General features: G+C 39.1%; 25 protein-coding genes. All 25 read left to right on the top strand.

From position 1 onward, the window contains the following. The first annotated feature begins 1009 nt into the window (after nt 1-1009). The 25 genes from J2X69_RS01265 to J2X69_RS01380 all read left to right on the top strand — a co-directional run bounded on the left by J2X69_RS01265 (nt 1010) and on the right by J2X69_RS01380 (nt 23879). On the top strand, nt 1010-1663 hold the full coding sequence (locus tag J2X69_RS01265) for a hydrolase (protein ID WP_310097196.1): 654 nt from the start codon (nt 1010-1012) through the stop codon (nt 1661-1663). Nucleotides 1664-1778: 115 nt separating this feature from the next. Continuing rightward, complete coding sequence (locus J2X69_RS01270) at nt 1779-2135, top strand: nuclear transport factor 2 family protein (protein ID WP_310097199.1); 357 nt, start codon at nt 1779-1781, stop codon at nt 2133-2135. A 149-nt stretch (nt 2136-2284) separates the two neighbouring features. After that, the gene (locus J2X69_RS01275) at nt 2285-4090 is read left to right on the top strand and encodes an amidohydrolase (RefSeq protein ID WP_310097202.1); all 1806 of its coding nucleotides are present in this window, start codon (nt 2285-2287) and stop codon (nt 4088-4090) included. A gap of 1 nt (nt 4091) precedes the next feature. Then, entirely contained in the window at nt 4092-4307 is a 216-nt protein-coding gene (locus J2X69_RS24815; protein ID WP_409014369.1) for a pirin family protein, read from the top strand. 101 nt (nt 4308-4408) lie between these two features. Then, entirely contained in the window at nt 4409-5362 is a 954-nt protein-coding gene (locus tag J2X69_RS01280) for a hypothetical protein (RefSeq protein WP_310097205.1), read from the top strand. Between the two features lie 154 nt (nt 5363-5516). Continuing rightward, on the top strand, nt 5517-5927 hold the full coding sequence (locus J2X69_RS01285) for an OsmC family protein (RefSeq protein ID WP_310097208.1): 411 nt from the start codon (nt 5517-5519) through the stop codon (nt 5925-5927). A 13-nt stretch (nt 5928-5940) separates the two neighbouring features. After that, nucleotides 5941-6846 carry an alpha/beta hydrolase gene (locus tag J2X69_RS01290; RefSeq protein WP_310097211.1) on the top strand — a complete coding sequence of 302 codons (906 nt, stop codon included), beginning with the start codon at nt 5941-5943 and terminating at the stop codon, nt 6844-6846. A 209-nt stretch (nt 6847-7055) separates the two neighbouring features. After that, a complete protein-coding gene (locus J2X69_RS01295) occupies nt 7056-7931 on the top strand; it encodes an SDR family NAD(P)-dependent oxidoreductase (protein WP_310097214.1) in 876 nt (291 codons plus the stop codon). Between the two features lie 230 nt (nt 7932-8161). Beyond that, nucleotides 8162-8563 (top strand): nuclear transport factor 2 family protein, encoded by a 402-nt coding sequence (locus J2X69_RS01300; protein ID WP_310097217.1) that lies wholly within the window; start codon nt 8162-8164, stop codon nt 8561-8563. A 56-nt stretch (nt 8564-8619) separates the two neighbouring features. Then, nucleotides 8620-10113: a hypothetical protein gene (locus tag J2X69_RS01305; protein WP_310097220.1), complete on the top strand. Its 1494-nt coding sequence runs from the start codon at nt 8620-8622 to the stop codon at nt 10111-10113. Between the two features lie 65 nt (nt 10114-10178). Next, nucleotides 10179-10493 carry a MoaF-related domain-containing protein gene (locus J2X69_RS01310; RefSeq protein WP_310097223.1) on the top strand — a complete coding sequence of 105 codons (315 nt, stop codon included), beginning with the start codon at nt 10179-10181 and terminating at the stop codon, nt 10491-10493. A 19-nt stretch (nt 10494-10512) separates the two neighbouring features. Continuing rightward, complete coding sequence (locus J2X69_RS01315; protein ID WP_310097226.1) at nt 10513-11142, top strand: NAD(P)H-dependent oxidoreductase; 630 nt, start codon at nt 10513-10515, stop codon at nt 11140-11142. A 28-nt stretch (nt 11143-11170) separates the two neighbouring features. Then, nucleotides 11171-12361 carry an amino acid ABC transporter substrate-binding protein gene (locus J2X69_RS01320; RefSeq protein ID WP_310097230.1) on the top strand — a complete coding sequence of 397 codons (1191 nt, stop codon included), beginning with the start codon at nt 11171-11173 and terminating at the stop codon, nt 12359-12361. 360 nt (nt 12362-12721) lie between these two features. Further along, nucleotides 12722-13480, top strand: a complete 759-nt coding sequence (locus tag J2X69_RS01325; RefSeq protein ID WP_310097234.1) for a glucose 1-dehydrogenase — start codon at nt 12722-12724, stop codon at nt 13478-13480. 8 nt (nt 13481-13488) lie between these two features. Then, nucleotides 13489-14352 carry a pirin family protein gene (locus J2X69_RS01330; RefSeq protein WP_310097236.1) on the top strand — a complete coding sequence of 288 codons (864 nt, stop codon included), beginning with the start codon at nt 13489-13491 and terminating at the stop codon, nt 14350-14352. Nucleotides 14353-14496: 144 nt separating this feature from the next. Next, complete coding sequence (locus J2X69_RS01335) at nt 14497-15411, top strand: pirin family protein (protein ID WP_310097239.1); 915 nt, start codon at nt 14497-14499, stop codon at nt 15409-15411. Between the two features lie 273 nt (nt 15412-15684). Further along, complete coding sequence (locus J2X69_RS01340) at nt 15685-16707, top strand: LLM class flavin-dependent oxidoreductase (RefSeq protein ID WP_310097242.1); 1023 nt, start codon at nt 15685-15687, stop codon at nt 16705-16707. 161 nt (nt 16708-16868) lie between these two features. Next, nucleotides 16869-18077, top strand: coding sequence for an alginate export family protein (locus J2X69_RS01345; protein ID WP_310097245.1), 1209 nt, complete (start codon nt 16869-16871; stop codon nt 18075-18077). 516 nt (nt 18078-18593) lie between these two features. Further along, nucleotides 18594-19280 carry a hydrolase gene (locus J2X69_RS01350; RefSeq protein WP_310097248.1) on the top strand — a complete coding sequence of 229 codons (687 nt, stop codon included), beginning with the start codon at nt 18594-18596 and terminating at the stop codon, nt 19278-19280. Nucleotides 19281-19425: 145 nt separating this feature from the next. After that, on the top strand, nt 19426-21228 hold the full coding sequence (locus J2X69_RS01355; protein ID WP_310097251.1) for an amidohydrolase: 1803 nt from the start codon (nt 19426-19428) through the stop codon (nt 21226-21228). A gap of 33 nt (nt 21229-21261) precedes the next feature. Continuing rightward, entirely contained in the window at nt 21262-21783 is a 522-nt protein-coding gene (locus J2X69_RS01360) for a YceI family protein (RefSeq protein ID WP_310097254.1), read from the top strand. A gap of 64 nt (nt 21784-21847) precedes the next feature. After that, nucleotides 21848-22015, top strand: coding sequence for a DMT family transporter (locus tag J2X69_RS01365; protein ID WP_310097256.1), 168 nt, complete (start codon nt 21848-21850; stop codon nt 22013-22015). Nucleotides 22016-22140: 125 nt separating this feature from the next. Continuing rightward, nucleotides 22141-23358, top strand: coding sequence for an alginate export family protein (locus J2X69_RS01370; RefSeq protein WP_310097259.1), 1218 nt, complete (start codon nt 22141-22143; stop codon nt 23356-23358). A 12-nt stretch (nt 23359-23370) separates the two neighbouring features. Continuing rightward, on the top strand, nt 23371-23652 hold the full coding sequence (locus J2X69_RS01375) for a GNAT family N-acetyltransferase (protein ID WP_310097262.1): 282 nt from the start codon (nt 23371-23373) through the stop codon (nt 23650-23652). Nucleotides 23653-23666: 14 nt separating this feature from the next. Beyond that, nucleotides 23667-23879: a (4Fe-4S)-binding protein gene (locus J2X69_RS01380; protein ID WP_310097265.1), complete on the top strand. Its 213-nt coding sequence runs from the start codon at nt 23667-23669 to the stop codon at nt 23877-23879. The last annotated feature ends 71 nt before the right edge of the window (nt 23880-23950 follow it).

Here is a 23950-nt window from a genome sequence, read left to right on the forward strand (position 1 = left end):
TTTTAGTAAAGGACATAAAAAATGATTCTTCCATTGAATTAATTTTATATGGAATCAAGTTTCTCTTCTTCCTATTCTTTTCGATGTGAGACAAGCTGCTATTAAGCTTCCGATTGAAGCATTCTTTAAGAGTTTATATACTTTTTTGATAGGATAAAAAAAGAAGGGTTTTTATAGGTTTATATGATAAGTGGCCTAGATCATTTTCTTCAACTGCTTTGACAAAAAAATCAAATTAAACTAGTTGACCTTTGGGTAGGGCTTTCTGAATCAAATTTCTTTTACAGCAGAGTATCATCTGGAAAATAAATACTGGTTTACAATATTGTTGACTTAGAATCAAGCAGGCTTTTCAAGATTTCACCTGCGGGTATAAAATCCAACTTTGAATACGGTATAGTCATATTATATAGCGATTTTACTGATTTGGATCAAGATAATGGTTGCCACCATATTTACCGGTGGAAAGAAGCAGCTCAGGTAAACCAAATTGCCAAGTTAAAGGATAATGAATCGATTAGTTATTTTTCTTATTGTAGAATAGTTCGAATCTGCTATGATATAATGTAATAACCATAAAGGATTTGAGGGGGTGGCTGAATACGTTGAACTTAATTTAAAAGGAAATGAAATTTCTTATATATGAGAAATTTATTATAAAATAGAATTTACTCTATAATACAATTTCATTTATACTCCTGATTATCAGTAACTTAAAAGTGTGGCACAATAATAGTAATTGGTTGTCTGAAGTTAAGCCATTATTGATGAATGTAATAGGGTATAAGGAAGATAGGAGCCAGTCTAATTTAGTTCTATTTTGCTCTATAAAAATTAGTTTTATTAATGCTTTGAAAGACCTTAAAGTAAATGTCATTATCTCTGTATAATTCTGTATGTCTTACAATTTCATTTATCAATTATTTTAAATAACTAACATTTCTAAGTGTAGCGGTAAAATAATAGTATCCTTTGTTGAATTAAATAATTAATTAAAATTTTAAAAATTATGAGCAAAACCCCAAAGATTGGACTTGAAGGACTCCTTCGTCCGCAAGACAGTATCGTCGTACTAATCGATCACCAGCCGTTTCAAGTTGCTAATTTGCATAGCCACGAACCTACAATTATTATTAACAATACAATAGGGCTTTCTAAAGCCACAAAAGTATTTAATGTACCAACAATTCTTACTACTGTTACGGAAGAACGAGGAGGCTTGATCCTTAAAGGTATTCAAGATGTATTTCCTGAACAAAAACCTATTAACAGAACCTTTATCAATACTTGGGAGGATCCTGCAGTTACTGACATAGTAAATGAAAGCGGTCGCAAGCAATTGATTTTAGCAGGGCTATGGACGGAAGTTTGTGTTGCAATGCCTGCAATTCAAGCTTTGGGGGAAGGATATGATGTGTTCGTAGTTACAGATGCCTGTGGATCTGTTTCAGCAGAAGCTCATGATATGGCTGTTCGTAGAATGGTTCAGGTAGGAATTGTGCCAATCAATTGGTTGGCTGTGGTTTCAGAATGGCAACGTGATTGGGCTCGAATGGAAACAGCATCTCAATTGGGCCCTATTCTGTTTGATCATGGTGGAGGAAGTGGTGTTGCTTTAGCTTGGGAATTGCAGTTGCTTGCTACAACACCTCCTCAACAATAATATTTAGTTTCGAAATAGACTGTATAAGGTGCCAAAAGCTGTTTCAGGATTTTTTGCAGCTTTTGGTTGTCCTTTAGACTCCTTTATAAATATTTAATTATAATAATTAGTGTATATGAGTAATGACCTATCCCTTCTCATGGAAGAAAATCTGGCTCAGGTATGGAGCCAAAGAGATGCTTTTGCAAGATTGCAATCCATCCGAAGTATCTATACTGTTGATAGTGCTTTATATCATGTAGGGCATAAAACAACAGGGCATGAGGCAATCAATGAAAGTGTGAATAATGTGCTGGACAATATGCCTTCGGAGTTTTCCTTTTTTAAACTTAAACCAGTTGTTATTAATAATAACATGGGTAGGTTGATCTGGGGCCTGGGGCCAAATAAAGAATCTATTGTAGCAACAGGAATGGATATCGCTGTCTTTGAAGATGGGAAAATAGAATCATTATATGTATTTCTTGATTAAATAATCAAAGGGTAAAAACATGCCTATAGACAATAATTCAGAACGCTTGATCCATTAAAAATACTATTAAAAGACCTCTTTTAAAAAGTAACATACACTATATAAGTCTTTCAAATCTTAGGTGACTAGAAATGAGACTAAATAAAATCATGCAAAAACTAATCATTATTATAACAGCTATTTTATTTGCTGTAAATGTTCAAGCACAATCCAGTGAACAATTAATCGGTGCCGATTTGATTGTGTTCAATGCAAATATTAGCACGGGAAGTCTGACCAAGCCCGAAGCTACTGCTTTAGCAGTAAAAAGAGGTAGAATTTATGCTGTAGGCGCTGATGCCGAGATACTAGAGTTGAAAGACAACAACACCAAACTCATCGATGCAGCTGGCCGACGCTTGATACCCGGTATTAATGATGCCCATACGCATATTCTAAATGAAAGGAGCTATAACTACAACGTCAGATGGGAAGGTGTGCCCACATTAGCCCGTGCTTTGGAAATGTTGAGTGAGCAGGCAAAGCGAACTCCTGAAGGACATTGGGTGAAAGTGATTGGAGGCTGGTCGCCGTACCAGTTTGAAGAAAATCGATTGCCCACCATCGAAGAAATCAAGAAGGCAGTTCCAAACAGACCAGCAATTATACAGTATGCCTATAACCGTGCCTATTTGAATGAATTGGCTATGGAAGCTTTTGGAGTGGGTACGGATAAGTTTCCGGATTCACCGGAAACCATTTTCGAAAAGGACAAAAATGGGAATTACACAGGAGTGGTACATGCCTATACGTTTACATTCGCCTCGCTGGAATTAATGGTGCCACAACCTTCAGATGAAGAGCAACTTAGTTCAATTACCAATGCTATAAATGACATGAACCGTTTCGGGGTTACTACAGCTGTGGACGCAGCAAGTATTTATGGCTACCCACATGGGCATGCGCAAATACAGCAGCTGGCAAAGGAAAACCGTCTGAATATTCGAATGCCATTCATTGACCTTCAGTTTGGTGACACCAACAGTCCCAGTTTGGTGGATGCGGAAATTAACGCCGTTACAAGAAAATCTCCCATCAGTCCGGGAGAAAACCTACATCCAACCATGGCACATGGCCATGAATATGAAGGTACAGGTGAAATACTCAGATTAGAGATACATGACCACGAAAATTTTGACAGACCGGCAGTAATTATCGATGAGGAAATTATGCACAGGTATATCCAGGAGGATATTACCAAGCTTATTGAGAAAGGAATTCCCTTTCGATTGCATATTAGTTACAATGAAAACATCACAACATTTCTGGACGCATTGGAAGCCATAAATGATAAGACTCCTTTAGACGGTTTGCGCTGGAGCATAGAACATGCTGAAACAATCACCCCTGAGAATATAGCCAGAGTAAAAAAACTGGGGGGAGGCATTTCTCTGGATATGAAAATGGCTATGCATGGTGATGGATTTATAAAGACCTATAGTGTGGAGAAAGCACTGCAAACCCCAAGATTACGGCAGTTGGTTGACAGCGGGATTCCTCTTGCCATCACTACGGATGCTTTTAGAGCTTCATCCTATAATCCATGGATTGGCATCAGTTGGATGATTACCGGAAAGTCGGTGTCAGGTTCTGAAATACTTGCGAAAAATAACCGGTTAACAAGGGAGGAAGCATTGAAATTAGTCACATTAGGACCTACCTGGTTTGAGCACCAAGAGGGTGAAATGGGCAAAATCATTCCGGGACATTTTGCGGATTTTACATTGCTTAATAAAGATTACTATACCATTCCTGATGAAGAGATAAAAACTGTCTCATCCGTATTAACAGTAGTTGATGGAAGGGTGGTTTTTGGTGCCGAAGACTACAGTGAGCTGTCTCCGAAATTGCCTGAAACACTTCCTGAATGGTCAGCTGTAAAACATTTCGGAGGTTATTACAATACGAAAAACTAAAATGAAAAAGCAAACCAGTTTCTCAACAAAAGGACAAAGAGCTGACATAGGTGACTTAACCATTTATCGATTGTTAGCGAACAGATATACAGATGCAGTTGGTCCGTTTGTGTTTTTAGACCACATCGTTCCGAAATTTCACTCATCTTCCATAAATAGTGGGACTGGTGGACATCCCCATCGAGGGATAGCTACATTAAGCTATATAATAGATTGATCGCATTGGTTAGGGTAGGATATAACTCTAACCTTTGAAATTATAATTATTCCAACTAAACTAATACTATTTTATTATATAAATTAACCAATAATATACACATGAAAATAAGTGTGCTCCTGTTGTTAGTAGTCCTAATAAATATTAGCTGTAGTTCAAAAATTAAGGCTACAGAAAAAATGCAAGGAAGTCGTATAGGGTTTTTCGATGAAAACAATATGAGTCTTTGTGTCTTAAACGAAAACGACGGTAGTATTGAAACCTTAGTGCATATTGAGGAGTCATCAAGTGGTCTATACCGTCGAACTGTTTGGAGTCCAGACGGTAGACAATTTGCTTTCACCGGAACAGTAGATGGCGTTAGAGGAACTTATATAGTCGATGCTGATGGCAGCAATAGAGAATTAGTACTTAAACCAAAAGGAAAATCAGATGAAGGTGTTTTGGATTGGCATAAGGATTTAAAGCTCATTTTCGTATTGAAAAACATAGATGGTAATGCAGAGATATACAGTGTAAAAGATAGTTTGACCCTTACAAATCTTACCAAATCGCCGAGTTGGGAGTTTTTTCCAACAGTGTTTCCCGATGGCCGTATAGCTTTTGTCTCGAACATAGATGAAAAGGAGGGTGTTGCAAATTCGACGTTCAAGAATGTATATGTTTTAGATCCCGACAGTACAGGCTTTAAATTTTTATTGTCCTTGGAGGGGATGAGTATGGAGAGCGTGTCGACCACAGGAATATTTCCGGATATTTCACCGGATGGAAAATCAATGTGCTTTACATTACAAGGAGATATATACATCATAGATACTGATGGTAAAAATAGGAGGAATATTACCAACACACCCAATCTAACAGAATTGACACCCTCATTTTCTTTAGACGGAAAATCAATAGTGTACAGTGGGGCAAGCAAGTCCGAAACCGACTTCCTCTCTGGTAATAAACCCACTATGAATTTGTTTAAGATCGATATCAAAACGCTGGAAAAAGAACAACTCACTTCTGGTGAGCATAATTATTTTACTCATCCCCTATATCAACCATAGTAATAACAGTTTGCTTATAAGCAATAATAACTCGTCATCTATTTTGGTTAAAAGTTGAAATGAAGACGAAAGAGATAAGAAGAAATCACAACATATATTTTATATAAATCAGAGATACAGTATCAATTTATTAGACACGTAAATATTTACAATCATGCAAAGACAAGCAACAGCCGTATGGAACGGCACAATTAAAGAAGGCAAAGGAAACCTGACTTCCCAAAGTGGGATTTTAAAACAGACTCCTTACACTTTTGTCTCCCGTTTTGAAAACGGAACAGGTACTAATCCCGAAGAACTGATGGCAGCGGCGCATGCCGGTTGTTTTACTATGAAATTGAGTGCCGATCTCACCACCGCAGGCTACAATCCGGAGGAACTGACCACGACATCAACTATCACATTGGATAATGGAATTATCACAAAATCTGACTTGGTTTTGACTGCAAAAATAGCTGGGATTACTGAAGCGGAATTTCAAAAAATAGCAAAATCTGCAGAAGAAACCTGTCCTGTAAGTAACGCTTACAAGCTAGAAATATCATTGGACGCAACCCTTCTATAAAATTAAAAATAAAATGGAAACGATAAAAAAAGTATTTATGATTTCAGCACTGGCTATGGCTGCAGGTCATGCTATGGCTCAGAACCATGATGCCACCTCTTTCGGAAGAGAAGAATTCATCACGGTAGAAAGAAATGTCAAATTGCACGTCACGGATTGGGGTGAGGGAACACCTGTGGTTTTGATTCACGGATGGCCATTGAGTGATGCTATGTATGAGTACCAGTATCAATTTTTAGTAGATAAAGGGTACAGAGTAATCGGAATTACACTACGTGGTTTTGGGAAATCCGACAAGCCTTATGGAGCTTATGATTACGATGTGTATGCCAAGGATATTCACGTCATCCTGGACAAACTGGATATCGAAGATGCAACATTGGGGGGATTCTCAATGGGAGGTGCTATTGCGATACATTATGTGGCAAAATATTCTGGAGCCAGGGTTAGTAAGCTTGCCTTATTCGGCGCGGCAGCCCCGATTTGGACCAAACGAAATGATTATGAGTATGGCTTTTCCAAAGAAGATGTAGAGGGTTTGATTGCACTGAGCAAAGTTAACAGGCCATTGCTTTTGGAGAATTTCGGAAAAATATTCGGGGCGAGTGAAACCTCACTTCCGGCAGGTATTGCCAATTGGTTAGGAGGGATCAACATTGAAGCATCTCCTTATGCCACTACCCAAAGCTTAATCGCCTTAAGAGATACGGATCTCAGGAGTGAGCTTCCAAAAGTGACTATTCCTACTGCAATTTTCCACGGTATCAAAGATGTTATCTGTGAATTTGCACTGGCAGAACAAATGCATCAGGGGATTAAAAACTCCTATATCGTGAAATTTGAAAACAGTGGACATGGATTGTTTTTGGAAGAAATGGAAAAATTCAATAATGAATTACTCGCTTTCCTACAAAAGTAAGGTGGGGTGTTAATTGACGAAAGCCCGGGATATGGAATTGTTTAAAATTAGGGATTATAATAATCAATGAAAACACCCTTTGTTCCAAAATATAATAGGTTAATGGATGCAAACTAAAATAATCAACTTTAATAAAAACAGACACATATAAATATTTTCTTTCTGTCGACAAACAGACCTATAACAGATAAAAATAATAGTATACAACTATGGAAAATACAACAATTAACACAGTAGCTATTACGGGAGCAGGCAGTGGTCTTGGACTTGAATTGGCAATCGGCTATGCTAAACAAGGTTACAAGGTTTTCGGTACAGCAATTTCTCCAATCGAAATCGAAGCACAAAAAAATGAACTGGCTGCTTTTGACATAACATTTACGGTGACTGATATTACCAATGAAGAGGATGTTAGGAATTGGAGTGAAATAGTTGCTTCTACCCTGGGAAATCAGGGGTTGGGTATTTTAATTAACAATGCCGGAGTACTTACCCCAGGGCCCATGGAAGTTCTGGAACTAGCTGCTATCCGCAAAGAATTCGAAGTAAATGTATTGGGCAGCATTTCTACAATCAATTCCTTTCTACCATTACTCAGAAAGGCCAAAGGCCGAATTCTGCAAATAGGTTCGTTGACAGGTCCATTTCCACTTCCGTTCAGTGGGCCATCAAGTGCGTCAAAAGCCACTATGGAAGCTTTTGCAGACGTCTATAGAATAGAGTTAAAGCCTCAGGGAATTGATGTTATAATGGTTCAACCAGGAAACATGCTTACAGGTGGTCCAGCGAAGACAGCCGCTCAATTGAAAAAGATTTCGGAGGAAATGACTGAAGAGCAAAGAAAACACTACGGCAAGCATTTTGAACATTTCAGTTCTTCACTTAATACCATGCAATCCAATGGCTTACATGCGGATTTAGCAGCGGCAAAGATCATCGAAATTTCGAAGCAGATCCCGGCTCCTATACGTGTAGCCGTCGGACAGGATGCAGAAGAATTGCTTCAAATGGTTAAAGAAAAAACAGACACAGAATTAGATGAATTCAAGATGAAACTTTTCGGATTCGATACTATAGGAGAGTAAAGACCCGATCGGATATCATCGACAAATGACAGCATGTGCATTACCTCCAAGTTATCCTAAGTAGTCAATAAAGGAAAGTGTAGATCATTCTAAGACCCGCGCTTATGCCAAAATGACGAGATATAAGCTTGAAATAGAGTTGGATTAGAATAGAAGCTTTAGACTTTGAATACAGTGTCGGCAATTGCTGGTTGCTTAGACCTGACTCGTTAAACTAAAACAAACAAAAAATGGGAAATAAAGAAATCGTATTAAAGGCAATGAATGAATTGTTTCACGAAAAAGACAGTACAGCGATCGATCGCTATTGGCATGAATCATACCAACAGCACAACCCCTCGATGATCAATGGTCATGAAGGACTTAGAAAGCTTTTGCCTTTTTTAGATGCAGGTTTTAAGTGGCACCCAGGTATAATCCTGGAAGAAAATGATATGGTTATTACGCATAGTCTTGTAAATGGGTGGGGACCTGTGCCCGTAATAGTGGTCGATATTTTCCGATTAGAAGATGGAAAAATAGCAGAACACTGGGATGTCGTACAAGATGAGATCCCTGCCTTAAAATCTGCCAATGGAAATGCGATGACTTCTTTCTACAGTACGCTGTTAATAAATGTGAGGGGAAAATGATTTTCAATATAGAAGATCCCAAACTAAGTAACTATGGAATTATAAAACTGATAAAAATGACAAAAAGCATCCTCACTTTAATTCTTCTACTTTCTTTCAATATTTATTCTTCTGCGCAACAAAAGCCCTTTATGGATTATGTGCTTAGCTGGGATGGTGAATCTTCTGTATTAGAGGTTGAACTCGCCTATTCTGTCACTCAAAAAGACAGTACCGTCTTTATATTCGGAGATCCGGATTTTGGTGGACAACATGATATATTTAATGTGGTTAAAAATATTCGTACTACTAAACCTGAAGTGCTCAGGATTGACGAAGCGAACAGGCAAATCACCATATACCATAATGGAGCAAAAAAGCATAGTATCAGCTATGAAATACACGGTTCATTTAATGATGACAAACCGACTGTAACTACACAAACAGAATTATTCAGACCTGTAATCACCAAGGGAATATTGACATTGGTGCATTTACAGTTTGCCTTAGACGTAACTGATGAAAGTAATCCTTTGGTGTCTTTTAGATGGCTAAAGTATCCTGAAAATTTCACTTATTTCAATTCCGTCCAACCATCTCAAAAAAATCCATCGGAGAAACTTGTAGACTATTATGGCAACCTTTCAAACATGGTGTATTTTGTGATGGGGGATAATATCAACGTGAAGGAATACAACGTGATGGGTGTCCCTTACTATTGCGTCACCACAATTGAAGATAGATATGGTAATGATCTTCAGGGAAATTTCATTCCTTTTTTTGAAAGCTATTTTCCGAGTATCCACAGGTTCTGGAAGGATACCGATTTCCCATTTTATTTTTTAGCCGTCACGGCACTACAAAACAATCAAAAAGAAATTGGAGCTGGGGGGTTTGGAATCAAAAATGGCTTTGTAATGAAGCTGGGGAAAAAATTTGACACAAGAGTAAAGTACGTTACGGCGCATGAAACTTCTCACAGCTGGATAGGAAGCAAGATGATGTTAGGTAATGACAGCTTTGATAATCAATGGTTTGGTGAAGGGTTTAACGATTATATCACAATCATTAATTTGGCAAACAGCAAAATTTACGATGAAGAGGACTTTCTATATTACCTGAATGAAGAGACTTTAAAACCACATTACGAAAGCAAGGTCAAAGGTGTACACAACGACTCCATTGCTGCTAAATACTGGACAGATTATAGCAACTACGGCGTGCTTCCTTACAGACGGGGATGCATCTACGCTTTTTACCTTGATAATCAAATCAGGTTAGCGTCAAATGGAAAATTCACCATTAGGAATATGCTACTTGACCTATATGAATTTAGAAAGGAAAAAAAACAGGATGAAGCATTAACGATTGATGATTTTATCAACGTAGGTGCTACATATGTGGATAAAAAAGAGCTGGTAGGGCAAATAGCATATTATATGATAGCAGGACAGCCCATTGATTTTAATACTGTAAAACTTATTGATGAGTTTGTTATTGAAATCAATGATAATATACCGAAAGTAAGTTTAACTGAGAATTCCGATTTGTCAATAATATATCAATGGTGATGACAATAGCATACAGTACTTTAACCACTTAAAATTAATTTAACAATTATTTTAAAAAATTATCAATGGAAAACAAATTAACAGGAAACAGATATGTAATGGATGTTGGTGCTCTGAAAACCGAACTCTTTTTTGAAACAGATGAATCCATGGTTTTTACTATAATAGATGGAGGAGGTTTAGCCGAAACCGGTTATGCAGAGAAGGTAGAGACTACCATTGCTGAAGTTCGTCCGCAGGTATATATGGTGGCTTGGAAAGAAATTTCAGGGGCAACGGTAACGCATGTCGAAGACCATGAGAATGGTATCATCTATAGTAATGCAACCTTGCCCGATGGTAGCTTTTATACCATGAAAGGAACAATTAAGCCATCATAGAATTAAAAATTGGAAGAAAATGGAATTAATAGAAGCATTAGAATGGCGATATGCCACCAAGAAATATAGTAGCAAAAAAGTGTCTGATGAAAAAATAGAAAAGATCATCACAGCAATTAACCTTTCCGCCTCCTCAGTTGGCATACAGCCCTATAAAATTTTGGTAATTGAAGACGCGGATGTAAGGAAAAAATTGAGTGCCTATTCCTTAAATCCCCAAATTACGGAGTCCTCTCACTTACTGATTTTCGCCGCATTCGATTCAATTAAACCGGCGACAATTGAAAAGTATATTGAGTTGATTTCCAGGGAGCGTAAAATACCTGTGGAGAGTTTGGCAGTCTTCAAGGAAAAAGCACTGAATGGATTATTACTGAAAACTGACGCTGAAAATGTTATTTGGGCGACAAAACAGGCTTACATCGCTTTGGGTACCGGATTGATAGCTGCTGCTTCCGAAAAGGTTGATGCAACACCTATGGAAGGTTTTGAAGCTGAGCGTTTTGATGAATTGCTGGGATTAAAAGAAAAGGGTTTGAAAAGTGTGGTGTTGATGGCATTGGGTTATCGTGATGAAGAAAATGATTCCAATGCCCGGCTGAAAAAAGTAAGGTGGCCAAAGGAAGATTTTGTGATAACCATAAAATAGACAATACACGATTAAAAGTATTTTAAATATGCAGTCAAACAAAATAGTCTATAATCCTATTCGCATTGGTTACAGCCTTTCACTTTCCGGTCCAGTGGCAGAGAATGCAAAAGCAGTAATGCTCGCACACAGTATTTGGGAAGAAGACATCAACAGTAAAGGAGGGCTTCTTGGTCGTAAAGTAGAATTGGTCTGTTACAATGACAATGGAGACCCTTTACAAGTGTCCGATAGCTATAAAAAGCTTTTGGATGAGGATAAAGTAGATTTGGTTATTGGAGGTTATGGAACCAATACTATTGCAGCCTCGATGCCCATCATTATGGAGCGTAAACGGTTTTTGGTCGGATTAATGGGTTTAGGGGTTAATTTAAACCTGAAATACCCGAATTATTTTGCAATGATTCCCACTGGCCCGAAGCCTAATTCATCGCTTACAGAAGGCTTTTTTGCCCTTGCAGCTTCCCAAAGTCCCAAACCGCTAACCGTCGCCATACTCTCTGCAGATGCGGAATTTTCAAGAAATCCGGTTGTTGGAGCCAGAGAAAATGCAGAGAAATATGGTTTTCAGATTGTTTATGAAGAAACCTACCCACTGTCAACAGAAGATTTTACATCCCTGATAGACCGGGTACAAGCTACTAATGCTGATCTATTTTTCATATGTTCTTATTTGAAGGATTCTATAGGTTTGGTCCGTGCAATTCATAAAAGTGACTATCGTCCAAAGATGGTTGGTGGTGCTATGATTGGCCCCCAGAGTGCTTCCGTAAAAACGGAATTGGGCCCGCTTTTAAACGGCTTTGTCAATTATGAATATTGGATGCCGGTACCAAAGATGGACTTTCCGGGGGTTGCTGATATGTTGGCCAACTATCAGGCAAGGGCAATTGAAAATAACGTAGATGCACTGGGTTACTATATGGCTCCCTTGGCGTATGCGCAATTGCAAATACTTGAGCTAGCGGTTAAGTCGACTGCTAGTCTGGATGATGAGGTTCTTGCAGCATATTGCCGGGCAAATACCTTCGAAACGGTAATGGGTAGCGTGCGTTTTGATGAAGGTGGTGAGTGGGCTGAACCACGTGTGTTACAAGTACAATTTCAACACATCGATAACCATGAGATTGAAACTTTTAAGGATAGCCGCGTGCAAGTGGTTGTCGAACCCTCAGCCTACGCCTCTGGATCATTCATATACCCATACGCCCCTAAATGAATGATTTCATGAGAGTATTGTATATACGTCGTTATTAAAAAAAGTTACTTCCATTAGCTCCACTTTGGAGAGCAGCTGGATCCGGAAATGAAACAAATATTGGTATGGGTAGCGGGAAACTGTCCTATATTAAAAACGCTAAAAGGAAATATCCATATCTCAACGGAATTAATAAAATGAAATCACTATGCCTTTGGGTTATTGATATAAACGAAGAAACTCTTTATATACTAAAAAAAATAGTTATGAAATCGAGCATGTCGAAGACGACACACAACTTGTCCCGAACTTGCTTCGGGAGAGGGATGATTATTCGCCTGGCGAGATTCCATATGGCCTTTAAGAAAAAATTATAATCATATGAAAAGATTAGAAAATAAAGTAGCAATCATTACAGGTGGAGCAGGCGGATTAGGGGCAGCAGAAGCCGTCCTTTTTGCGGGCGAGGGTGCAAAAGTGTTGATAACTGATATCAAGGAAGATGGTCTGAAGGACGTCTCGAATCACATAAAAGCGAGTGGCGGAACTGTCCATTATATGATACACGATGTCACCTCTGAGCAGGATTGGAATGAGGTTGTAAAAAAAGCTATTGAGCTCTATGGTGCGATACATATTCTTGTGAATAATGCCGGAATTACCGGCAATCTTATGAGTGGCTTGGAAGAAACATCCTTAAGTGAGTTTAAAAAGGTCGTAGACATAAACCTGATAAGCCAATTTATAGGAATCAAGGCAGTGGTGCCTCATATGAAAAAAAACGGGGGAGGTTCAATCGTCAATATATCTTCCATTGCAGGAATAGTCGGATCGGCTAAGGCCACGGCATACACCGCTTCTAAAGGTGCCGTAAGAAGTTTTACAAAAGGTGCTGCCGCCGAATTTGCCGCAGATAACATTCGGGTAAATTCGGTCCATCCGGGATTTGTTGATACACCGATGACGAAAGGTCTGCAAAATCCAGAAGAATTTAAGAAAATGGCTATTGGTATAACCCCTCTGGGCCGCGAAGCAGTTCCGCATGAAATTGCCTTTGGCGTACTTTACCTGGCTTCCGATGAATCATCCTATACCACAGGTTCAGAAATGGTAATAGATGGTGGTAATACGGCGGTCTGATCTAACATTTGAAAGATACCGAGAGAAAGAATATGATAAAACGGGAAATACAAAATAAGTGGTCTGTAATACCACAAAGAGACACCTCTATCCACAAACAGTATCTCGTGTTGCCAGCCGAAAAATGGGAAGAGTTTGACCCGTTTCTGGTCATGGCCGAAGATAACATGAAAAAGGGTGCATTTGATCATCACCCTCACAGAGGGATCGAAACGGTATCTTACATGATAGATGGTGTGCTTCGGCATAAGGATAATCAGGGAAACGAAGGAGAACTAAGAAAAGGAGATGTACAATGGATGACAGCAGGCAAAGGTATCTTGCATATCGAAGAGGCTTTAGAAGATGGCTTTGCACATTTGCTTCAGTTGTGGGTCAACTTGCCTGCCGAGCACAAAATGGTTGAACCCCGGTACCAGGAAATCTTCCATGCAGATGCACCCGTACGAAAAGAAAATGGAGCTGAGATAAAAGTGATTTCCGGATCTTCGGGAGGTGTTACATCACAAACAAAAAATTATGCACCTGTGACCATGGTTGAAGTTGTGTTGCAGGAGTCGCATAGCATTGTACAGGATTTTCACGCTGATTTCAATGGCTTTATTTACGTAATAGATGGTGCCGGTATTTTTGGAGCAAATAAAGTAGCGGGTAAAAAGAACGATGTTCTTTGGCTTACACCGTCCGTTGAGAACCCCAGTGAAGTTAAATTGCATGCTACTGAACCACTGTTGTGTGTCGTGATAGCGGGAAAACCTTTAAGAGAGCCAGTTGCGGCAAAGGGTCCTTTCGTGATGAATACTGAAGAGCAAATTAAGCAAGCCTTTAAGGATTTCAGGGAAGGCAAGTTCGGCGAGTGGCCTCAAAACTAAATAAGATATGCTGCTCGAAACTCAGTTTTGCTAAAATGGTGATGCCGCATTGCTGATTAACAAAACTGCCAGAGACTGATGATGGAACCTATATATGCGGTTACCAAAGATTTTGAAAAGAGTTTAATTATTAATTAATTTAATATGCTAGATATTGTTATAGAAGCCAGGGAGGCTAAAATTTCCTCAGACTTTGCAGTTAAACGTATTCTTCCCTATCAGCTTCGCAGGATGGTGGGGCCATTTATTTTTATGGACCACGGTGGTCCATTAAATATGCCGACAGGAACTGTAAGTAGTCTCGATGTTTTGCCACATCCGCATATCGGTTTATCCACAGTCAGTTACTTGTTCAGCGGAAATGTGACCCATAGGGATAGTCTCGGAGTAGAGCAGGTGATAACTCCAGGTGAAGTAAACTGGATGACTGCCGGAAAAGGGATTACACATAGCGAACGGTTTGAAGATCCGGCGATGCTGGCCGGAGGAGAGTTGGAAATGATTCAAACTTGGGTAGCACTTCCCGAAAGGGATGAAGAAAGCGATCCGTCCTTCGAAAACTATAAGCAGGAACAATTACCTGTATTTACGGATACCGGAGTTTGGATGCGATTGATTGCAGGCGAAGCCTATGGCTTGAAAAGTAATGTCAAGACACATTCCCCTTTGTTCTATGTGCACGTTGTGTTGGAGCAGGGTATTCATTTTGGCTTGCCGAATGGGCATAGTGAGCGGGGAGCCTACATTGTCAGGGGTAGCGTCGAAGTAAACGGGATCGCATATGCAGCGGGAAATCTTATGGTGTTCACTAAAGGGGTTGACCCATTGATTATAGCCAGAGAAAAGACCACGTTGATGATGCTTGGCGGTGAACACCTGGGTGATCGGTATATCTGGTGGAATTTTGTGTCCAGTAGAAGAGAAAGGATTGAACAGGCCAAGGAGGATTGGAAACAGGGACGTATTGTTTTGCCCCCCATGGACAGTGAAGAATATGTTCCCTTGCCTGAAGAGAAAAGCAGGCCGGCAGGAGGTCCGCCTCCCAATGCACTTTCATAAACAAGCTCTTAACCTGAGTTCGAGCTTAATTTATTGATCAACTTTTCCAAAGTTGATGTTTAGTTGACATTTCTTAGTATCTGTCAGAGTTTATAGTTGCATGAGACTCTTAAAATTAATTGAAACTTTGGAAAAGGTTTGTTTAAAGTAAGCCAAAACATATACCATGCGGTATAATTATCGATTAATTAATCGAACTCAGGTTCTTAGTACAAAGAGAGGAGTTGAAGATTATTAAAAATAAAATATGAATCTATATTAACTGGATAAAAAATGGAAATAGGAATAGATAGTTTTGCTTCGGCAATGTATGGCAGTAATTCCCTTAGTAATGTAGATGCAATGGAGCAGCTATTGGATCGGATTTCAATTGCCGATGAAGCCGGACTTGATGTATTTGGCATCGGTGAACATCATAAAAGGGAATTTCTTGACTCTGCCCCGGAAGTAATCCTTGCTGCTGCGGCCGCAAGAACCAAAAGGATTATTCTTGGCAGTGCTGTTAAAGTGTTAAGCACTGATGACCCTGTGAGAGTTTACCAAAGTTTTGCAACGCTTGACCTCATCTCAAAAGGCCGGGCAGAACTGGTAGTTGGACGGGGATCTGCGATAGAAGCCTATCCGCTGTTTGGTTATAATCTAAAGGATTATGATGCCCTTTTTAAAGAAAAACTGGAATTATTGCTTGAGATACGTGATAATGAATTCATTACGTGGAAAGGAAAATTCAGGCCTGCTCTTGAAAACCTACCTGTATATCCCAGAGCAATGCAGAAAAAACTGCCTATTTGGCTGGGAGTGGGTGGTACTCCTGAATCATTTGTGCGTGCCGGATCTTTGGGATTGCCCTTGATGGTGGCCATAATTGGTGGTGAAACAGAACGGTTCCGACCTCTGGTTGACTTGTATCGCGAAGCTGGTCGAAAAGCAGGTTATTCACCGGAACAGCTGAAAGTCGGACTTCATTCTCCCGGGTATGTGGCTGAAACGAGTGAACAGGCGATTGCAGATTATTACCCTGGGTATGCCGAGCTGTGGACCAAATTAGGGAGAGAGCGTGGATGGCCACCGGTAACCCGGACGCAATTCAATTCACTGGTCGCTCCTAAAGGAGTATTGGTAGTTGGTGGTCCGGAAGAGGTTGCTGAAAAATTGCTAAGGCATAGTAAGGCCCTTGGTGGCATTGACCGGTTTACGTTTCAAATGGATAATGCAGGGTTATCTCACGAGCAATTGTTACACTCCATTGAATTGATCGGTTCGAAGGTTATCCCGCTTATTAAGCAATCTGTATAAAGGCTTTGCTATCCGTGCGACCAGTCTTAATTTTGTTGTTGTTTTTTTGCTTTTCGGCGCATGGGCAACAACCTGTTCCTTTTCAGCAACTGCGATATGACGAAGATTATTCCGTATTAGAGAAGGATACAGTAAACGACTGGTATTCTGGTTTAAAATACTTGAAGATCAATAAGGAAACATATGTCAGTTTTGGTGGCAGTTTTAGAGTTCAGCACCTGATTATGAATAATGAGGGCTGGAATCCTGCTTTGAGGGATGGGGATGGGTTTATGTTGACTAGATGGTTGCTTCACGCAGACCTGCACCTTTCAAAGAAGGTACGCATTTTTGCAGAAGTGCAAAGCGCCCTTGCAAACAGCAGGAAAATTCTCGTGCCTGTTGAAGAGAATCCACTGAAGGCTCATCAGGCGTTTATAGATTATAAGCCTTTTAACCGCATCCCATTGACGCTAAGAGCTGGTAGGCAAGAACTCAGTTATGGATCGCAGCGGTTGATTTCTGTTAGGGATGCTCCGAATAGCCGTCGATCTTTTGATGGGATTAAGGCTGTCATAAGGCAGCAAAAGGCCGATACTGATGTGTTTTATATGCACGCTGTGGAAGATAAGATCGGGATTTTTGACGATACCTCTTCTTCGGACTTAAGGCTTTGGGGCGCCTTTTCTGATATTTCAACATCGAAGGAAAACCTAAATCTTAATTTCTATTACTTGGGATTTCACAATGCCGAAGCGCTGTTTAATGATGGTGCGGGAATAGAAAAAAGGCATACCCTGGCCGCCCGGATAGTTAAATACGGTAGAAGATGGCGCTATGATTTAGAGGGAGGCTATCAATTTGGAACAATAGGAGACAGAAAAATAGCTGCATGGAGTACTGCCTTTGCCACCTCATATCGATTTAATGAAATGGCATATTCTCCTGAGATTGGTCTTAAGACTGATGTAATCAGTGGAGATAGAAGTAATACTGACCGGAAGCATCAAACATTGAATCCTTTGTTTGCTCCCGGTGCCTATTTTGGTATGGCAGCACCATTGGGGCCAAGCAACCTTATTGATGTCCACCCAAGTGTTAGTCTGAAATTAGGCAATGCAACGTCCTTTTCCTGTGATTATTCCTTTCTGTGGCGATACAGTATAGGTGACGGAATTTATAGACCAAATATGATTCCGTATTTCGAATTCGATGATACACCTGCCCGCTATATAGGCAGCCAGATTTCGGGTGTATTTATTTTTCAACCTACTAGGCATATTTCCCTGGCCACAGGTATGAGTTGGTTTAATTCTGGAGAATACCTTAAGAACGTTACAGTAGGTAATGATATACTGTTTGGATTTGCCAGTACCCAATTGAAATTTTAAGCAGAAGGTTACTGTCTAAAGATAAATTCTTTAGTATTGCTGATAATTCCCAGACCAATTCTTTTCCAATCAAAAAAAAGCAGATATTCAACTATTGTTTGTCCGGTGATTTACGCATTGATTTTTTTATCGCCTGTTGTGATTAAAGTGTATGTAAAAATTTCTAAAATATCAGAAAAATAAAATATTTAAGAAAAATTTCCAATAGAGTTTTGATTTTAACTATCTGAAAATCAAATGAATACAAAGTTGGCACGTGATTAGTGTTATTTGTCATATAATACTGTTGTAAACACAGATAAAATTTTCTCATAATTATATGAGTTGGTGTTTAAATTTATCTGTAGGAGGGCTTTGTTTTTATTATGATCTTATTGTTCTGTTTGATGAGAAAATTCTAATATGATGTGTGTCTATTTTCTTGATATTAATAGGGTTCTCATGAAGTGATATTAAGTGTACGATATACAATTAAAAATATATTTATAACTGTCTAAAAAATTAAAAATAATTTCAATGAAAAAAGCAATTTTATTTATCGCTGTAGGATTTTTGTCAGTATTGGCCTTTGGTCAACAGCCTAGCCCGGAATTATTGAGTCCCACTAACCATGCGTTGGTGATGATAGATCACGAAGGTCAAATGGCTTTTGCAACCAATAGTATTTCAATGGATGTATTGAGGAACAATGTTGCACTAGTGGTGGGTGCATCCAAAATATTTGAAATACCTACGGTAATAACCACCGTGGCAGAAGAATCCTTTAGCGGTCCGGTGTTTCCGGAAATTTTGGAGGCATACCCAGATAAAACCACCTATATAGACCGTACTACAATGAATACATGGGAAGATGTTAATGCTCATAAAGCCATAACTGAAAAAGGAAAAAAGAAATTGGTTATGGGTGGCCTTTGGACCAGTGTATGTATCGTAGGGCCCGTTTTGTCTGCCATTAGCGAAGGATATGATGTGTATGTGATTACCGATGCATCAGGTGATATTTCAAAAGAAGCCCACGACCAATCGGTTACCCGTATGGTTCAGGCAGGTGCAAAACCAATTACTTCATTACAATATTTACTGGAGTTACAACGGGATTGGGCGAGACAGGAGACTTATAAGCCTGTAAATGATCTGGTTGTTAAATATGGGGGGGCGTATGGGATAGGTGTCCAATATGCCAGAGAGATGCTTAAACATTAGTCCCATCTGTAAAAGTAGCCTACAGCAATGCAGGTTGCACTTTACATGGAGGACTTCTTGTGAAACCTAGCATTGCGAGATTCTCCCGATCCGCCGCGGCGGATCGGGACAGGCTATCTGGCCATTGAAAAATAATTATAATCATATGAAACTAATTACATTATTATTGGTACTGGCCGTTATATTATATTTCCTCACAGGAGGAGAGAATAAATCTATTAATGTAGCAGCTGATCTTATTGTTTTCAATGCTAAAGTAATAGTTATGGATAACAATAAAACAGTTGCAGAGGCGATTGCTGTTAAGGATGGACAAATTTTGGCTTCAGGTACTAACAAAGAGATCCTAAAGTTCAAGGGCGAAAAGACAATCAGTATAAATGCAAAAAGCAAAACTCTGATACCCGGATTAAACGATTCTCATCTACACTTAACAAGAGGTGGGCGGTTTTATAACGCAGAACTGCGCTGGGATGGCGTTAAAACTTTGAAAACAGCCTTACAAATGCTGAAGGAGCAGGCTGAAAGGACCCCGGAAGGTCAATGGGTTAGGGTAATCGGAGGATGGAGCCCGTTTCAGTTTGAAGAAAAGCGCTTTCCTACCTCCGAAGAAATCAATGAAGCCACCGGTGAGGTTCCTGCTTTTGTACTGTTTTTATACAGCAGAGGCTGGCTGAATGCTGCCGGTTTAGAAGCGATGGGTATTGATGAAAATTCAGAAGCTCCGGAAGGCGGTAGCTTTGAAAAAGGACTGGATGGTAAATTGACCGGGGTGCTTTTGGCAGAGCCTAACCCCACAATTTTATACCAAAGGATTGCTGCTTTACCCCCCTTGTCCGATGAGGAAATGATAAACTCCACCAAACAGTTTTATAGAGAGTTGAACAGCTTTGGGATTACCAGCGGTATCGATGCCGGCGGGGGAGGTCATCAATTTCCCGCAGATTATTCAGGAACCCGGCTTTTAGCTGAAGCAGGGGAAATGCCCATCCGTCTTTCCTATTATTTGTTTCCCCAAAACAAGGGAGAAGAATATGCTGAATTTCAGGAATGGATGGCCAACAATGAGGTTGGTCATAATGGAGAAATACATTTGGACCACGGGTATGAGCTCGAAGGAGGTGGAGAGTTTTTGACCTGGAGTGCGGGCGATTTTGAAAATTTTTTGGCGCCCCAGCCCATGCTGGAAAAAAGACCTGGCTGGCGTGAAGATTTTAAGAGAATTATTAGGCTTCATGTGGACAATGGTTGGCCATTTCGGATACATGCTACTTATGGAGAAACCATTGCCAATATGTTGGATGTAATTGAAGAGGTAAATCGGGAAACCAATAGAAAACTGACTTCCAAAAGATGGCTTTTTGACCACGCAGAAACAGTTGAAGATAAGGAATTGAACCGTATAAAGGCTTTAAACGGTGGTATAGCAATTCAGGCTCGTCTGGCATATGCCGGTGAGTTTTTTGTCGAACGTTATGGGGTTGATAAAGCAAAACAGGCACCACCGGTTCGTAAAATGATAGATCTTGGACTCCCTGTAGGGGCAGGAACTGATGGTACCAGAGTGGCAAGCTACAATCCATGGCCGGCTTTATATTGGTTGATTACAGGCAAGACTGTAGGGGATTTTCAATTGGCTGAACCTTCAAACCAGTTATCAAGAGAAGAAGCATTGCACTTATACACGCATGGAAGCGCATGGATTTCTGATGAGGAAACTGTAAAAGGAACGTTGGAAAAGGGGATGTTTGCAGACTTTGCATTATTATCCGATGATTATTTTACAATTCCTGAGAAAGAAATCAACAATATAAAATCAATACTTACTGTAGTGGGAGGGAAAGTGGTTTTTGCTTCAGATGAATATGTAGATATGAACCCAAAGTTACCGGAAGTAATTCCAAACTGGTCTCCAATAAATTTTTATGGAGGTTATCAAAACAAATAAATTAACTATTATTTAAATAAAAATGTAATGAGCATGACAACAAAAACTAAGTGGATTATTGACACAGCACATTCTGAAATAGGCTTCAAGGTAAAACACATGATGATTTCTACGGTGACCGGTCATTTTGAAAATTTTAATGCAACAGCTGAAAGCAATAATGATGATTTTATTGATGCGGATTTTAACTTTTCTGCACAAACGGCATCTATCAACACAAAAAATGGTGATAGGGACTCACACTTAAAATCAGATGATTTTTTCAATGCAGAAAAGTATCCCGAATTAGTATTTAAGTCAACATCCTTTGATGGAGAAATCTTAGTGGGGAATTTAACTATCAGAGATATTACTAAAGAAATTAAGCTGGATGTTGATTTCAATGGTATAGCAATAGATCCTTATGGACAAACAAAAGCAGGTTTTGAAGCTACCGGGACTCTTAACAGAAAAGATTTCAATCTTACTTGGAGTGCAGTGACAGAGTCTGGAAATATTGTAGTAAGTGATACTGTGAAATTAATTATAAACATTCAATTTATTAAAAAAGTTTAAGTTGTTAGACAATTGTTCTCAATAGATGAGTACTTTATAGACATTATATAAATTAAATTAAGCCATGAAAACTCACATAAAGCTAATTCTAGCACTAGTTGCAGGGTCTATTATGCCAATACAATTGGGTATGCCTGTTCAATTGGTAGAATCTGTACAACAACCTGTGTTTGCTGAATTTCCTCTGTTTTTAACAGGAATAATGGGGCTGATTATTATAAGAGTGCTTTAGTTGTGAGGATCGGGATCTGTATCCTGTTGTTCCACACCTTTCAATTCGCTGCTTATGCTCAGGAATTTAGTTTGTTGCGTCAAAATGATGATTTGAGGAAGTTGGATTTAACTGAGAACAAAAAAATGTATCAGAATATAAAAGCTATTAATCTGTTTCAAAACACGACACTTTCATTTGGTGGGAGTTGGCGATTTCAGACTGAGTCATTTATAAATGGTGAATTTGACAGCAATGTAAGTCAGGATAATATCTGGTACTTAAATAGATTTCTAGTACATACTCATTTAAAAGTAGGTGAGAGGTTTGAACTGTTTGCCGAACTTGGTAGCAGTTTGGCAACGGACAAAGAAGATATTGGTCCTGTAGACAAAGACGAGCTTTATGTAAACCAGTTGTTTATCAAATATCAATTTGCTCCAAAGTGGGATGTTAGCGGGGGGAGGTATAACATGCGGTTAGGATCTGGAAGATTAGTAGATATACGGGAAGGTCCCAATGTCAGAAGATCATTTGATTTTGTCGAGTTTAACTATCAAACCGATAATTTTAAGGCGAAAACATTTTTCTCGATCCCGGTACAGCCACAGCCTGAGGTATTCGATAATGATTACTTGAATTTTGATGAAACCTTTTCAGGTGTTTACACGACGGCCAACTTTTCGAGCACAACGAATTTGGACGTATATGCTTTATATCAAAAAGAAAATGATGCAATCTATGCTAGTGGTAAGGAAAACGAGCGGAGGGTATCTGTGGGAATCAGACACTTTGGTAAATACAAAAAGCTAACATACAATAATGAAGCAGTTTATCAATTTGGGAAGTTCGGAGATCAGACAATTTCGGCATGGACTCTTTCCATTAATATTGAAAGAGAAGTAAATCTAATTGGAAAAAGAGTCAATTTGGGTTTAAAAACAGAAGCTATAAGTGGGGATAAAGATGCTGCTGACAACAAAATGAACACCTTTGATGCTCTGTATCCCCGAGGGGCTTATTTTGGTAGGGTTGCACGCTTTGGGCCGTCCAACTTGATAGATGTTCATCCTTATTTCAATACATACTTTAATAAGTGGGAAGTATCATTTGATTATGCTGCTTTTTGGCGTTATTCTTTACATGATGGAGTATATGGAGCTGCATTGACTTTGGATTATCCGGCTATAGGAAACGGGAGATTTATTGCACATCAATTAGGAACAATAGTCGGTCACCGGCTCAACAAGTTTGTTTTCTTTGAACTTGAATCTAATGTGATTTTTCCTAAGAGATTCCTTGAATCCAGTAATAAAGAAGATACATTATATCATTTTGTGTTTACTTCAGAAATAAAATTTTAAAACTAATAAATCATGGAAATACTATTAAAAGAAGAGGGTGCCAAAGGTTCTGCTACTGCGCAGGAGAATGGAAAAAGTATAGGGACAATGACCTATTCCATAGCAGGAAAGGAATTGATTATTATAGATTCTACCTATGTGGAACCGGAATACAATGGTAAAGGTGTAGGAAAGCAAATACTATACAAAATCGTAGAAATGGCTAGGGAGAAAAATATTAAGATTATTCCTTTGTGTCCTTTTGCCGCAGCTATGTTCCGAAAGTCGGATGATCTTAGGGATGTTTTAAAATAATAAATTACTGAATTATGGAAATTAGCAAAGAATACCAAAAGGATGAGTTAACGGTAATTTGGAAACCCAAAAAGTGTATCCATTCCGGTGTGTGTGTAAAAACATTGCCTAAGGTTTATGATCCAAATGCATCACCATGGATTAAGCCGGAAAATGCTTCATTAGAAGCTTTAAAGAGTCAAATAAATGCTTGTCCGTCAAAAGCATTAAGTTACCAAGAATTGTAAAACAAGTCTTATGCAATACCATGTTATTCGTGAGATATACTTAGCTTTTATTTAACCTAGACTGTATAAAT

It is taken from the genome of Algoriphagus sp. 4150, assembly GCF_031457395.1.
In the GTDB taxonomy this organism is placed as follows: Bacteria; Bacteroidota; Bacteroidia; order Cytophagales; family Cyclobacteriaceae; genus Algoriphagus.